Source organism: Brenneria rubrifaciens, assembly GCF_005484945.1.
GTDB classification, from domain to species: Bacteria; Pseudomonadota; Gammaproteobacteria; order Enterobacterales; family Enterobacteriaceae; genus Brenneria; species Brenneria rubrifaciens.
Genome location: NZ_CP034035.1, coordinates 3,723,947 through 3,738,205 on the forward strand (window position 1 = coordinate 3,723,947; position 14,259 = coordinate 3,738,205).

The window sequence follows — 14,259 nt, forward strand, 5'->3', positions numbered from 1 at the left end:
CGACGTGCAACCGCCAGGTTCGATGTCCTTATGGCGTATCGCTCTCTTTTGTTAACTTTCTGGCGCGCAGTTTGAGGCCGATCCAGAACACCAGCGCCACACAAAGCAACGAAGGGACAAAGTTGGAACCGATGGCCGGATATTCAACACGGACAATCGCGCTGTAGAGGAGCAACCCCAACAGAAAACAGGCCGCGGCCAACATCGGTACCCCTTCCTGCATGCTGTGATTCATATAACGCTGATGCAAGCAGTAGATAGATAAAACCAGCGCAATCAGAGGAAACATCGAAAACGGAACGATTGAGCTGAACAGCGCGGCAAATGAGCCGTTTACGGACAGGCCGGCAGCTAACGCTAAAATCAGCGTGCCTTTTTCTGAATGAGGTTGTTCTATCATCGTTTCTCCCTTCTCATTTAGACTCCTAGAGCTTTTTACCTATGGAAGACTGAAACTGCTGTCATGCTCTTTTCTGTACCAGTAATAGGCGCCCTTGGCGATCATGCGCAATTGCAATACCAGGCGCTCCTCCAGCTTCCTGCGCTGTTCCAGATCGACATCCAGCGCCTCAGCCCCGGCGCTGAAAACAATGGTAACCATTGCTTCCGATTGCGCCTCCGCAAAACTGCGGGGAATATGATTTTCAACTTCCAGATAGTCCGCCAGCTCTGCGATGAAATGCTGTATCTCACGTGCGACGGCCGCACGAAATGCAGCGGACGTTCCCGAACGCTCACGCAATAACAATCTGAAAGCGTTAGGGTTATTGCCAATAAACTCCATAAAGGTGGAAACTGAGGTTCTGATTACGCTACCACTTTTGGCGATACGCTGCCGGGCCTGACGCATTAGCTGGCGCAGCATCAATCCACTTTCATCCACCATCGTCAGCCCCAGTTCATCCACATCACGAAAATGGCGATAGAAAGAGGTTGGAGCAATGCCGGCCTCACGCGCAACTTCACGCAAGCTCAGGCTGGCAAAACTGCGTTCAGCGCTTAACTGGCTGAACGCCGCTTCAATCAGGGAGCGGCGCGTTCGTTCTTTTTGTTGTGCTCTGACACCCATTATCCTACCCAAATCAATTACTCTCCTTTCCAAAAAAGCACTATAACAAACTTTACTCTGAGCATACTGAGACAAAGTTTGTCTTATTAAAATGCGACCACCGTTACCCATCATAAAAACAAGGATAATTGGGTTGTGTATCCGCTGATGTTACAATCAAGTTATTATTTTATATAACACAGGGTTAGCCTACCATGACCATACAAAAGCAGTTCGATTATGATGCGATAGTGATTGGTTCCGGCCCCGGCGGGGAAGGCGCCGCCATGGGATTAGCCAAACAGGGCGCCAAGATTGCAGTGATTGAGCGGCATTATAATGTTGGCGGTGGCTGTACCCATTGGGGAACCATTCCCTCCAAAGCGCTACGCCACGCTGTTAGCCGTATTATCGAATTCAACCAAAACCCACTGTACAGTGATAACGCCCGCATCATCCGCTCTTCTTTTTCTGATATTCTTCGCCATGCCGATAGCGTTATCGGCCAGCAAACCCGGATGCGTCAGGGGTTTTATGAACGTAATCAGTGTGAGTTGTTTTCTGGTGAAGCGCGGTTCAGCGATCCGCATACCATCGCCATAGACTATCCCGACGGCACTCAGGACACGCTGACCGCCGCGAATGTCGTCATCGCCACGGGTTCACGCCCATACCATCCGGCGGAAGTGGATTTCTCCCACCCTCGTATCTACGACAGCGATTCCATTCTGCAACTGGATCACGAGCCACAGCACGTCATCATCTACGGAGCCGGCGTCATCGGCTGTGAATACGCGTCAATCTTCCGCGGCATGAACGTCAAGGTCGACTTAATCAATACCCGCGACCGCCTGCTGGCTTTTCTCGATCAGGAGATGTCGGATGCCTTGTCCTATCACTTCTGGAACAATGGCGTGGTTATCCGCCATAACGAAGAGTTTGAAAGCATTGAGGGGTTGCCTGACGGCGTTATCGTCAATCTGAAGTCCGGCAAGAAGATGAAAGCGGATTGTCTACTCTATGCCAATGGCCGAACCGGTAACACCGAAACGTTGGATCTGGACACGATCGGCCTGAGCACCGATAGTCGCGGGCAGATCAAGGTCAACAGCATGTATCAGACCGGCCTGGCGCATATTTACGCCGTGGGTGATGTCATCGGTTATCCCAGCCTGGCTTCCGCGGCTTACGATCAAGGACGCATTGCTGCGCAGGCGATGACCAAAGGCGATGCCGCCGCGCATCTGATCGAAGATATTCCCACCGGGATTTATACCATTCCTGAAATCAGTTCTGTGGGCAAAACCGAGCAGCAGCTCACGGCAATGAAAGTCCCCTACGAGGTGGGCCGCGCACAGTTCAAGCATCTGGCGCGCGCGCAGATTGTCGGGATGAATGTGGGAAGCCTGAAAATTTTATTCCACCGGGAAACGAAACGGATACTGGGTATCCATTGTTTCGGTGAGCGTGCGGCTGAGATCATTCATATCGGTCAGGCCATCATGGAGCAAAAAGGCGAAGGCAATACCGTCGAATATTTCGTCAATACCACCTTCAATTACCCAACGATGGCGGAAGCCTACCGGGTTGCGGCATTAAATGGTTTAAACCGTCTGTTTTGACAGGTTATCCATATAGCCCTGCATATGTTCGCGGATGGTATCGGCAAGTTGCTCATAACGTCCGCGCAGCGGAGAGCCAGGGCGGTAAACCAGTGCGATGGTACGCTTTGGCTCCGGTTTGTAGCAGTTCAAATAGCAGACGCCATCACGCTCGCGTTGATGCGGTACTGACAGTGACGGTAACAGCGTGATGCCGCTTCCTGCCGCTACCATGTTACGCAGCGTTTCCAGACTGGTCGCCCGGAAATGGGTATCTTCATCCGCACCCGCCTGGAAACAGAATCCCATCGCCTGATCGCGCAGACAGTGCCCATCTTCCAGCATCAGCAATTTCTCGCCAGCCAGATCGGCCATGGCAACCCGCTCACGATTTGCCCAGGGATGATCCTGATAAATCGCCAGTCTCATCGGCTCATCAAATAAGGGAACTTCGATAAAGGCTTCAGACTCTTTCACCATCGCCAATATCGCGCAATCCAGTTTGCCGCTATCCAGTTGCGCTAATAGCTGATGAGTTTGTGCTTCATGCAAATACATTTCAAGCTTGGGAAATGTACGGTGCAGCATCGGAATAATTTGCGGCAGCAGGTAGGGGCCTACCGTCGGAATCAGGCCGATATGCAGAGGGCCTGACATTGTTTCCCCCTGCTGGCTTGCCATTTCTTTCAATACTTTTACTTCACGGAGTACGGTTCGCGCTTGTTCAACCAGTAACAATCCGGCCTGGGTAAACAAGACTTTCCGACTGGTCCGTTCCAACAACATAACGCCGAGTTCATCTTCCAACTTACGAATTTGTCCGCTGAGTGTTGGCTGACTAACGTGGCAAGAGTCCGCGGCACGGCGAAAATGACGATGTTCCGCCAGCGCCACAAGATACTCTAAATCCCGAATATTCATTTATTATTCTCCTTATCATGATAGCAAATGGCGATAAATAGAATAGCAATGAACGATTATCCCTATCAATACACAAATTGAATAATATGTTCCATCGCATGTATCTACTTCTTTCTACATAAATTTCACAAGGGTTTTATCATTAAGATTAAGCCATGTTTACCTACGGCGTTTACACCGCCTGTGCTTCTAACCTCTGCCACGCTATAATGAGTCGGCTAATATATTCAAGCAATTTGATGTGGGTCGCATCTTGTATGTTGCAGTGAATGTCTGGAAGGCCGTCAGCATCACCTGCATTCCAGACGAAAACGGTGAGTTTACCAACGGCATGGATATTGGTAGAAAAAGCAGCATCGAGGTTAGCGCGTCATGATTGAACGCACTGATTATGTTGAACCTCCGAGGTATTTCATCAACCCCGGAATCCTCGCTTATATCGCTAACGCCGGACGCACCCCCAGCGTATGGCAGATCGCATAACTTAATTCAGCACGGTTAAGCGTGTAGAAGTGGAAATCCTTTACCCCCTCGCGGCTGAGGATCTTCACCATGTCCATCGCAATGGAGGCGCCCACCATCTTTCGGGTTTCCGGGTCATTATCCAGTCCGTCAAACATGGCCGTCATCCAATTCGGCACACGAACATTCGTCATAGTGGCAAAACGCTGCAATTGCTTGAAGTTGGAAACCGGCAGAATGCCCGGCACGATCTCGACATCAATACCTGTCGCCACACAGCGATCACGGAAACGCAGGTAGCTTTCCACATCGAAAAAGAACTGCGTGATGGCACGATTCGCGCCGGCATCGATCTTGCGCTTCAGATTGATCAGATCGGCCTGCGCGCTTTTCGCTTCTGGATGCACTTCAGGATAGGCGGCAACAGAAATATCAAAGTCACCGACCTCTCTGAGCAGCGCAACCAAATCGGAAGCGTACATTTCCGGCTTGCCGCCGCCCGCTGGCAAATCACCACGCAACGCCACAATATGGCGAATACCGCTCTGCCAGTAATCCTGGGCAATTTCACGTAACTGTTCACGGGAAGCATCGATACAGGTAAGGTGCGGAGCCGCTTCCAGACCTGTACGCTCTTTAATGGTTTTAATGATGCCGTGAGTCCGATCGCGCTCGCCAGAGTTGGCGCCATAGGTTACGGAAACAAACTTCGGCTTCAGACTGCTCAGACGATCGATGGAAGCCCACAGTGTTTCTTCCATCTCGCGGGTGTGCGGTGGAAAAAACTCAAATGAAACATTCATCTGCCCCTGCAACTCCGCCAGATTTTGATTTAGCGCTTCCCGCTGGTTTGCGTGAAAAAAACTCATACCCTGCTACCCCATTCACCGATACTGTTATTATCATTCTCATAAACGTCTATACGTTTAGACGTCCATATAGAAAATGACGGAATCCACTTAAAGAGTCAACGCTTTTAATCAGCATAGGCAGTGATGATTGCTCAATCTACATGAAGAAAATTCATAATGGCGGCGAAAGAAGGAATGAGATCGTACGGCAGGTCAGGAGATGCGCAGAAAGCCGTTTCTGCGCATCTGAGAGTTAGGCTAAAGCAGTTGCGCCAAACGGTTTAAATCCGATTGAATGGCGCCGGCGGTAACATCGCGCCCCGCGCCCGGACCGCGGATCACCAAGGGGTTGTCCCGATACCAGCGGCTTTCGATGGCGAACACGTTGTCGCAGGGCAGCAGCGCCGCCAACGGGTGATCCGGCCTCACGGCCTCCACCCCCACCCGTGCTTTGCCATTGCTGTCAAACCGGGCAACATGCCGCAGCACCAACCCCATCTCCTGGGCGGCTTCCAGACGCTGTATCATTTGTTCGTTAAGCGATTCGCCATTCTCGAAGAAGTGATCGACAGACCCTTCCTCACAGCCTGGCGGCACCAACGATTCGACTCTAACCTGGCTCGGTTCGATTTCATATCCTGCCTCTCGCGCCAGAATCACCAGTTTACGCATAACATCCTGCCCCGACAGATCCACTCGCGGATCGGGTTCGGTCAACCCCTGCTGGCAGGCCTGATCCACCAGATCGATGAATGGCACCGAGCCATCGAATTGCAGAAACAGCCAGGAAAGCGTGCCGGAAAAAATGCCGCTAATAGCAAGAATAGTGTCGCCGCTTTCGCGCAGATCCCTGACGGCAAAGTTCACCGGCAACCCCGCCCCCACCGTTGAATTATACAACCAGTAGCGGCCCGTCTCGGCAAAAGCATCCCGAATTTGACGATAGTTGTTGCCGCCGGACGCCCCTGCCAGTTTGTTCGCACTAATGACGTGAAAACCATAACTGGCGAAATCAAGATACAAATCGGCGACCGATTCACTGGCCGTGACGTCGAGCACCACCAGATCGTCAAACGGATGCGCGCGCATCCACAGGAACAGATCTTCCCCATTCCGCTCCTGTGCTTCATTTGCAAAGAAGGCCAATACCCGGCTGGCATCCAGGCCATCGTAATTCAGCAGGCTGCGGGTACTGTCCACTACACCCGCCAGCACAAACTCAAAACCGGTGCGGGCAGAGATATTACTCTGCTCACGGGCAAACAGTTCAAGCCAGCGAGAACCGATATTCCCTTTACCGAATAGCACCAGACCAATTCGTTTTTCCGCACGGAACAAGGAATGATGAAGACCACGTATCAGATGCTCTGTCGGCCCGACGCGCAAAACGGCGACCAGACTGATCCCATCTTCCGATTGCCAGACAAACTCGACCGGCTGGTCTTTCAACTGCTGATAAAAGCGATGGCTGTGCAACGGATTCTTACTCACGCCGGCCCCCACCACAGCGACCAGCGCCAGTCCCTCCCGCTTGTGCAATCGCATCGGCAAGGCCGCCTGTTCCAGACACGCCCAGGCGCTGTCCACAACTTCAGAGGTGAAGCAGAGTTGCAGCAGATTACGATCCTGATGAACCCCTTTCGCCAACGGTTTTAGCTGCACCCGGTTCAGTAACTGTTCAATTTCCCGCTGGATCAGAGAGAAATCGTGTTCCGTAGGCAGTTGAATTTCAATCAGGCAGACATCATCATGGCTGGTGACAATCCGGGCGCCGGTCCCGGAAGCCAGCACGCGTTCGATACGCGTCGATCCCAGCTCCGGCTGATAACTACAGCGCAATTGCAAGTCGATATCGCTGCCGGAAACGGGTTGCAGCGTGCGCGTATGCAACACTGGCGCCGCCAGCCGCGCCAGTTCGCTGGCTTCGTCCAACCGCAGCAGCGGCAGCAGACAGGCATCTTTTACTTTGCGTGGATCGGCGCTGTAGACACCGGCGACGTCACTCCAGATGGTCACGCGTTCCACGCCCGCCAGCGCACCGATTTGCGTCGCGGAATAGTCACTACCGTTGCGTCCCAGCAGGACCGTCTCACCCGCGTCGTTACGGCAGATAAACCCGGTCATCACCAGACGGTGCCCCGCGTGCTGCGCCAGGCATTGTTGCAACAACGGCCAGGAACGGCTCTCATCCACCTGAGGCTGAGCGGCGCGTTCCGCACGCAGAAAATCACGCGCGTCCAGCCAGGAGGCCTGCATGTCCAGATGGTTAAGCAAGGCGGACATCAGACGCGCAGACCAGATTTCGCCGTGTCCCACCACTTCGGCGTACGCGGCATCGGTAATTTTGCCATCCAGCAACGCCGCTAAACGCTCCAGATCGCGGATAAACTGGGAAATCAACGGCTCAGCCACATCAGGAGGGAGCAACCCGGCGATCAGATCGCTCTGGTATCGACGCAACGCCTGCTGAATCTGATGGGCGGAAAGGCGATCGCTCTGACTCAGCTTTAACCAGCTAATCAGTTGATTCGTGGTACTGCCCGCAGCGGACACCACCATCAAATCGCCCGGATGACTATACTCAGCCATGATCTCCGCCACACGCTGATAGCACTTCCCATCGGCCAAACTGCTGCCACCAAATTTGTGCAGTTGCCGGCCTGTCGCCGACGCCGCTACGCCTAATGCACTCATTCTTACCTCTTCGCAGCCTGAAATGCACGATCCAGATCGGCAACCAGGTCATCACCGTCTTCAATTCCGGTTGAAATACGCAACAACGTTTCGGAGATCCCGGCAGCGGCACGCGCTTCGGGCGACATGCCGGCATGGGTCATGGTTGCGGCATGGGAAATCAGGCTTTCCACGCCCCCCAGGGATTCTGCCAGCGTAAACAATTCCAGCGGTTCCAGAAAACGCCGCAGCGTCTCTTCGTCGCCATCCAGCTCAAAACTTAGCATGGCGCCAAACCCGGATTGCTGACGACAGGCAATTTCATGACCGGGATTTTGCGGTAGTGACGGATGATATAATTTTTTCACTAACGGCTGCTGTTGCAGGTATTCAACCAGTTGTAACGCATTGCGCTGTGCAGCGGCCATACGCGGCGCCAGCGTGCGCAGACCGCGCAACAGCAGATAGCTGTCAAACGCGGCGCCCGTGACTCCGATATTGTTAGCCCACCAAGCCAGCTCGGTCACCGTTTCCTGATCGCTAGCAATCACGGCGCCAGCCACGACATCGGAGTGGCCATTCAGGTATTTGGTACAGGAATGGACAACCAAATCCGCACCCAGCGCCAGCGGCTGTTGCAAAGCAGGACTCAGGAAGGTGTTATCCACCACGCTAACGGCTCCCGCCGCGCGAACGGCACGGCAAATCGCCGCAATATCCACCACGCGCAGTAAAGGATTGCTGGGGCTTTCTATCAGCACCAGTTTGGGGTTTTCCGCCAGCGCGGCATTCAGTGCCGCTTCGTCGCCCTGATCGACAAACTTCACGCGAAATGCGCCGCGTTTATTCAGGCTGTCGAACAGGCGGTAGCTGCCGCCGTAGCAGTCATGAGGCGCCACCAGTAAATCCCCCGGACGCAGAAATACTGTGCAAACCAACAGGATAGCCGACATCCCGCTGCTGGTCATCACGCCGCCCGCGCCACCTTCCAGTTCGGCCAGCGCCCGTTGCACAACATCGCGCGTCGGGTTACCGCGGCGAGAATAATCATGGGCTCTTGGCTGATTGAATCCGGTAAAGTTATAGGTGCTGGAAAGGTGAATCGGGGGGACGACACAGCCATATTGCTCATCATCATTTAACCCGCTGCGAACTGCGATCGTGGCCTGTCTACGCGTCATCGGCTTTTTCCTCGCTGGAGGCTGAATCATAGGAGGTTAAAGAGTAAACCCAGTTTTAATAGACGTCAATACATCTAGACTTCTAAACTTCTTTGCGTATAGATTGAGCATAAGCATAATAACCGCTAGAATCTTGGTATTTCATGGCAAATGCTGTCTTCATTACGATTAATATTTAAGGTATCCCATGGCTGAGTGGAACGGCGAGTATGTCAGCCCTTACGCTGAACACGGTAAAAAAAGCGAACAGGTAAAAAAGATCACGGTATCTATTCCGCTGAAAGTCTTGAAAATATTGACGGATGAACGGACAAGACGCCAGGTTAACAACCTGCGGCACGCAACAAACAGCGAACTCCTGTGTGAGGCGTTTTTGCATGCCTTCACCGGACAGCCTCTGCCAAATGATGAAGATTTGCGTAAGGAACGCAGTGATGAAATTCCTGAAGAAGCAAAAATCATCATGCGGGAGATGGGGATTGACCCCGATACCTGGGAATATTAAGCAAGCAGGCTGTTGGAATCCGCTGCCGGTCGAAACTGCCTGCGGTTTTCTTGCATATGCAGATGATTCCCCGCCCAGAATGATTACCCGCCGTACCAGATACCGGAAAACAGCAAGGGCGCCCGTAGGCGCCCTTGCTGGCTTTTACTGCTAACCTGAAAACTTATTTTTTGATGCCCGGCATGGTGAAACGCTTGTTGAAGCGCTCAACACGTCCACCAGTATCAACAACACGTTGTTTGCCGGTGTAGAACGGGTGGCACTCGCCACAAACGTCCAGGTTCAGGTCGCGACCCACAGTAGAGTGAGTTTTGATAACATTACCGCAAGAGCAAGTTGCAGTAACTTCAACGTAATTCGGGTGAATACCTTTTTTCATGGGAAACCTCTGTTAAGGCCGTGTCGCTATCCAGCCCTGTTCCGCCAGACACCACACGAAGTTGAGTAAGTGAGTTCATTATGCAAACAGCACAATGGCGGCGGATCATACAGAAACTGATAACCCGATGCAATCGCATCCACACATTATTACCTGCAACATGTACACTAGCAGCTTACATTATTTCACGCCGATCCAACTGGAGATGTTATGTCTGTCGCCCAGGTCGCATTGCCCGTGCCATTGGCACGTACATTCGATTATTTGTTCCCCGCGGCGGGCGTTCAACCGCAGGTCGGGGTCCGCGTCAGCGTATCCTTTGGCAACCGTAAGGCGATTGGCATTGTTACCGCATTGAGCGAGACGAGCCAGCTCCCGCCGGAGCAGTTGAAACCCGTGCATGTCGTGTTGGATGATCAACCGCTGATCCCCGCCAGCCTGTGGCGCATTTTAATGTGGGCGGTGGATTATTATCACTATCCGATAGGCGAAGTGCTGTTCCATGCCCTGCCGATATTACTGCGCCAAGGCAAACCCGCCCATTGCGCCCCCCTTTGGCAATGGTTCGCCACCGAACAGGGGCGAGCGACGCCGTTGAGCTCGTTAAAACGCGCGCCCAAACAACAGCAGGCGCTGGCCGCGCTCCTTCAGGCGCCGCTGTATCGCCATCAGATCCGTGAAACCGAATTGACGGAAACCGCCTTTCAGACGTTGCGCAGTAAAGGGTTGTGCGATCTGAAAGCGGCCGAACGGGCGCCCCGTGACTGGCGTAAAGATTTCAGTACCAACACGGAGCGCCTGCGACTGAACACTGAGCAGGCCACCGCCGTCGGCGCCATTCGTAGTGAAGATAATCATTTTGCCGCCTGGCTACTGGCCGGTATCACCGGCTCGGGCAAAACGGAAGTGTACCTCAGCGTTCTGGAAAACGTGCTGGCGCAAGGAAAGCAGGCTTTGGTGCTGGTGCCGGAGATCGGCCTGACGCCGCAGACGATTGCCCGTTTCCGTGAGCGCTTCAACGCGCCCGTCGATGTGCTGCATTCCGGTCTGAATGACAGTGAACGGCTTGCTGTCTGGCTGCGCGCCCGCAGCGGCGAGGCGGCGATCGTCATTGGCACGCGCTCCGCCCTGTTTACGCCGTTTTCCCGGCTGGGGCTGATCGTGATTGATGAAGAGCATGACAGCTCATACAAGCAGCAGGACGGCTGGCGCTATCATGCCCGCGATCTGGCGGTGTTCCGCGCCAGAGAGGAAAATATCCCTATCGTGATGGGCACCGCGACGCCCGCGCTGGAAACGCTGTATAACGTACAAATCGGCAAATACCGCCAGTTGAGGCTCACCAAACGCCCCGGCAGCGCGATGCCGGCCCGCCAGCACATTCTCGACCTAAAAGGGTTACCCCTTACGACCGGGTTGTCGCAACCGCTCATTACCCGTATCCGACACCATTTGGCACAAGATAATCAGGTAATCCTGTTCCTTAACCGCCGTGGCTTTGCACCCGTGGTGATGTGCCATGAATGCGGCTGGATTGCCGAATGCCCACGCTGCGATCACTATTATACGTTGCACCAACAGCAGCACAGTTTGCGCTGCCACCATTGCGACAGCCAGCGCCCGGTGCCGCACCAGTGCCCAGGCTGCGGCTCCACCCATCTGGTGCCCGTCGGAATGGGAACAGAACAGTTGGAGCAGAATCTGGCGCCGCTATTCCCGGACACGCCGATTACCCGTATCGACCGCGACACCACCAGCCGCAAAGGGATGCTCGAACAGCAGTTATCGCAGGTGATACAAGGCGGCGCCCGTATTCTGATCGGCACGCAAATGCTGGCAAAAGGGCACCATTTTCCCGACGTCACGCTGGTCGCGCTGCTGGATGTCGACAGTTCCCTGTTCTCTGCGGATTTTCGCGCGGCCGAACGATTCGCCCAGCTCTACACTCAGGTATCAGGCCGGGCCGGACGTGCCGGTAAAGCAGGTGAAGTCGTCCTACAGACGCACCACCCGGAGCATCCTTTATTGCAAATTCTGCTGCAACAGGGATACGACGCCTTCGCCAGTCAGACCTTGAAAGAGCGAAAAAGCGTTTTTCTGCCGCCCTTCACCAGTCATATCCTGTTCCGTGCCGACGATCACGATAATCAACAAGCTCTCCTCTTCCTGCAACAGTTGCGCAATTTGTTGGAAGTCAGTCCGCTGCGGGATGAAACGCTCTGGCTGCTGGGGCCGGTTCCTGCCCTGCAACCCAAACGCGCTGGCCGCTTCCGCTGGCAGTTGCTGTTGCAACATCCATCCCGGTCGCATCTGCAACGATTGGTCAAAGCCTCCGTGTCGCTGATCAACACGTTACCGCAAGTACGCAAGGTGAAGTGGGTGCTGGATGTCGACCCTACGGACAGCTAACATTTTCACGCCTGACAGTCAGTGACAAATTATTGCGAATCACATCGAAAAACCGATATAAGTCACGTTTTCTATGCAAATTAAGCAACAAAAATTGCGTTCAATCTGTTAAGAGTGTTTGCGAAGGCAGTATTGTGGAAAAGATTGCGGCACAAAATATTACAACTGTCATTAAGCAATGGCGGCCGCTCATATTTCGGCCTGAACTGGGGGAAACGCGATAACCCGGGCCGGTAACGCCAGTTCAGGCTGACGCAAGGAGAAAAAAGCGTTGGATCAGAAGAAAGACGTCGCCACAGCGACAATGAAAGACGTAGCGGACAAGGCCGGCGTATCCACCGCCACGGTTTCCCGCACGTTGATGAATCCAGAAAAGGTCTCCGCGGCCACCCGAAAAAAAGTGGAACAAGCGGTCGTTACCGTAGGGTACTCTCCCCATGCACTGGCCAGAAACCTGAAACGTCATGAAACGCGAACCATCTTGACCATCGTGCCGGATATCTGCGATCCCTTCTTTTCTGAAATATTCAGAGGCATTGAAGAGACAGCGGCAGAGCATGGCTATCTGGTTCTCATTGGCGACTGCGCGCATCAACGCCAGAAAGAAAAAACCTTTGTTGATTTGTTCCTCACCAAACAAATTGACGGCATGCTGCTGCTGGGTTCAGACCTGCCGTTCGATGCCGGAAAAGAAGAACAGCGCAACCTTCCCCCGATGGTCATGGCCAATGAATTTGCACCGGAATTGGAATTGCCGACGGTCCATATCGATAACCTGACCGCCGCATTTGAAGCCGTGCATTACTTGCAACAGCTCGGCCACCAGCGGATCGCCTGTATCGCCGGCCCCGAGCATATGCACCTGAGCCGATATCGGCTACAGGGTTATGTGCAGGCACTCCGCCGCAGCGGGATCACGATCGATAACCAATACATTTTCCAGGGCGACTTCACGTATGAAACCGGGGTCAACGGACTGATTGCATTAATGAAACATCCGCTGCCCCCCAGCGCGATTTTCTGCCATAGCGACATCATGGCCCTGGGCGTGCTATCGCAGGCGAAAAAGATGGGGCTGGATATACCGCGAGATATTTCCGTGATCGGTTTTGACGACATTGCTCAGGCGCGGTATTGCTGGCCGCCGCTAACAACGGTGGCACAGCCACGTTATCAGATCGGACGCGAGGCAATGCTGCTACTATTGGAGCAACTACACGGCAATACCGTACGCAGCGGCTCACGGCTGATGACCAGTGAGTTGGTAATACGAGAAAGCTCGGCAGCCCTGAATTATTCACGTAACAGGCTTTAAGAATTCAGGTGCTGGTCAAATATTTTAGGGTTCAGTAACATGGCCTTCTAATTTCCCTTAAATTCAATTCACAGCGAAACGACAGTGGCACAAAGAGACTATGTCAGCCGGGGCCGTTCAGGTACGCGCCGAAAAAAGACAACCAGCCGAAGAAAAAGCAACGCCTCAGGAACATCCAAAATCATGGTGGCTCTGGCTGTCGCCGTGTTGGTCACTTTTGCGGGGGGGTTGTACTTTATCGCCAATAATAAACCAGAAGAAACGCCGGTACTGCCGCATCAAAACGCGGCGGGTAAAGGCAGCGGGTTGCCGCCTAAGCCGGAGGAGCGTTGGCGTTATATTAAGGAGTTGGAGAACCGTCAGTTAGGCGTCACGTCGCCTACCGAACCCTCTGCCGGCGGAGAAATCCAGTCACCGGTGCAACTGACGGATGAACAGCGTCAGTTGCTGGAGCAAATGCAGTCGGATATGCGGCGCCAGCCAACGCCGCTCACGGAAGTGCCTTATAACGACCAGACTCAGGTTCCGCGCTCACAGGTGACAATCAAGCCGCCCTCGCCGCAAACGCCCGCAGACACTACACCGCCGCCCGCGGCGAAGGCCCTTGTTACCCCGGCGCCAAAACAGGAAACGGATAAACAAGCGCCGGTAAAACAGCCGTCGGAAAAAGAGAAAACGCAGCGTTGGATTGTTCAATGCGGTTCGTTCAAAACCATGGAGCCGGCCGAGTCGGTCAGAGCGCAACTGGCGTTTGCCGGTGTGGAAAGCCGTATTTCATCCAACGGTGGCTGGAATCGCATTATGCTGGGTCCTTATAACAACCGAGCCGCAGCTGACAAAATGTTGCGGCGTCTCAAAGAGATCGGTACTTCCAACTGTATCCCGCTCGCCAGTGGGGGTTGAAAAACTCCACG

Annotated in this window: 12 protein-coding genes; 5 read left to right on the forward strand and 7 right to left on the reverse strand. The window is 53.7% G+C overall.

The annotated features are described in order from the left end of the window. Positions 1 to 28 precede the first annotated feature (28 nt). Together EH207_RS16590 and fabR are read right to left on the reverse strand one after the other, a co-directional pair. Positions 29 to 400, reverse strand: a complete 372-nt coding sequence (locus EH207_RS16590) for a YijD family membrane protein (RefSeq protein ID WP_137714967.1) — start codon at positions 398 to 400, stop codon at positions 29 to 31. A 39-nt stretch (positions 401 to 439) separates the two neighbouring features. Next, complete coding sequence (gene fabR / locus EH207_RS16595; RefSeq protein WP_175413703.1) at positions 440 to 1,069, reverse strand: HTH-type transcriptional repressor FabR; 630 nt, start codon at positions 1,067 to 1,069, stop codon at positions 440 to 442. Between the two features lie 194 nt (positions 1,070 to 1,263). Between fabR and sthA the strand changes: the two genes are divergently transcribed. Then, positions 1,264 to 2,670, forward strand: a complete 1,407-nt coding sequence (sthA, locus tag EH207_RS16600) for a Si-specific NAD(P)(+) transhydrogenase (protein ID WP_377804820.1) — start codon at positions 1,264 to 1,266, stop codon at positions 2,668 to 2,670. Here sthA and oxyR read toward each other — a convergent pair. From oxyR to metB, 4 genes are all read right to left on the reverse strand, one after another. Continuing rightward, positions 2,653 to 3,570 (reverse strand): DNA-binding transcriptional regulator OxyR, encoded by a 918-nt coding sequence (gene oxyR, locus EH207_RS16605; protein ID WP_137714969.1) that lies wholly within the window; start codon positions 3,568 to 3,570, stop codon positions 2,653 to 2,655. The two genes, sthA and oxyR, sit on opposite strands and share 18 nt — an antisense overlap. 434 nt (positions 3,571 to 4,004) lie before the next feature. Beyond that, positions 4,005 to 4,901, reverse strand: a complete 897-nt coding sequence (metF, locus tag EH207_RS16610; RefSeq protein ID WP_137714970.1) for a methylenetetrahydrofolate reductase — start codon at positions 4,899 to 4,901, stop codon at positions 4,005 to 4,007. Positions 4,902 to 5,141: 240 nt separating this feature from the next. Beyond that, a complete protein-coding gene (locus EH207_RS16615) occupies positions 5,142 to 7,577 on the reverse strand; it encodes a bifunctional aspartate kinase/homoserine dehydrogenase II (RefSeq protein WP_137714971.1) in 2,436 nt (811 codons plus the stop codon). 2 nt (positions 7,578 to 7,579) lie between these two features. Next, on the reverse strand, positions 7,580 to 8,737 hold the full coding sequence (gene metB, locus EH207_RS16620) for a cystathionine gamma-synthase (RefSeq protein WP_137714972.1): 1,158 nt from the start codon (positions 8,735 to 8,737) through the stop codon (positions 7,580 to 7,582). Between the two features lie 187 nt (positions 8,738 to 8,924). On the opposite strand from metB, the gene metJ reads away from it, so the two are divergent. Further along, positions 8,925 to 9,242, forward strand: coding sequence for a met regulon transcriptional regulator MetJ (gene metJ, locus EH207_RS16625; RefSeq protein WP_136157964.1), 318 nt, complete (start codon positions 8,925 to 8,927; stop codon positions 9,240 to 9,242). A gap of 163 nt (positions 9,243 to 9,405) precedes the next feature. Here the strand turns inward: metJ and rpmE are convergent, their stop codons facing one another. Beyond that, positions 9,406 to 9,621: a 50S ribosomal protein L31 gene (gene rpmE / locus EH207_RS16630; protein WP_137714973.1), complete on the reverse strand. Its 216-nt coding sequence runs from the start codon at positions 9,619 to 9,621 to the stop codon at positions 9,406 to 9,408. Between the two features lie 210 nt (positions 9,622 to 9,831). Here rpmE and priA point away from each other — a divergent pair, with 210 nt between their 5' ends. From priA to ftsN, 3 genes are all read left to right on the forward strand, one after another. Further along, positions 9,832 to 12,030 carry a primosomal protein N' gene (priA, locus tag EH207_RS16635; protein ID WP_137714974.1) on the forward strand — a complete coding sequence of 733 codons (2,199 nt, stop codon included), beginning with the start codon at positions 9,832 to 9,834 and terminating at the stop codon, positions 12,028 to 12,030. Between the two features lie 271 nt (positions 12,031 to 12,301). Continuing rightward, complete coding sequence (cytR, locus tag EH207_RS16640; RefSeq protein WP_137714975.1) at positions 12,302 to 13,345, forward strand: DNA-binding transcriptional regulator CytR; 1,044 nt, start codon at positions 12,302 to 12,304, stop codon at positions 13,343 to 13,345. A gap of 84 nt (positions 13,346 to 13,429) precedes the next feature. Continuing rightward, entirely contained in the window at positions 13,430 to 14,248 is an 819-nt protein-coding gene (gene ftsN / locus EH207_RS16645) for a cell division protein FtsN (protein ID WP_137714976.1), read from the forward strand. The last annotated feature ends 11 nt before the right edge of the window (positions 14,249 to 14,259 follow it).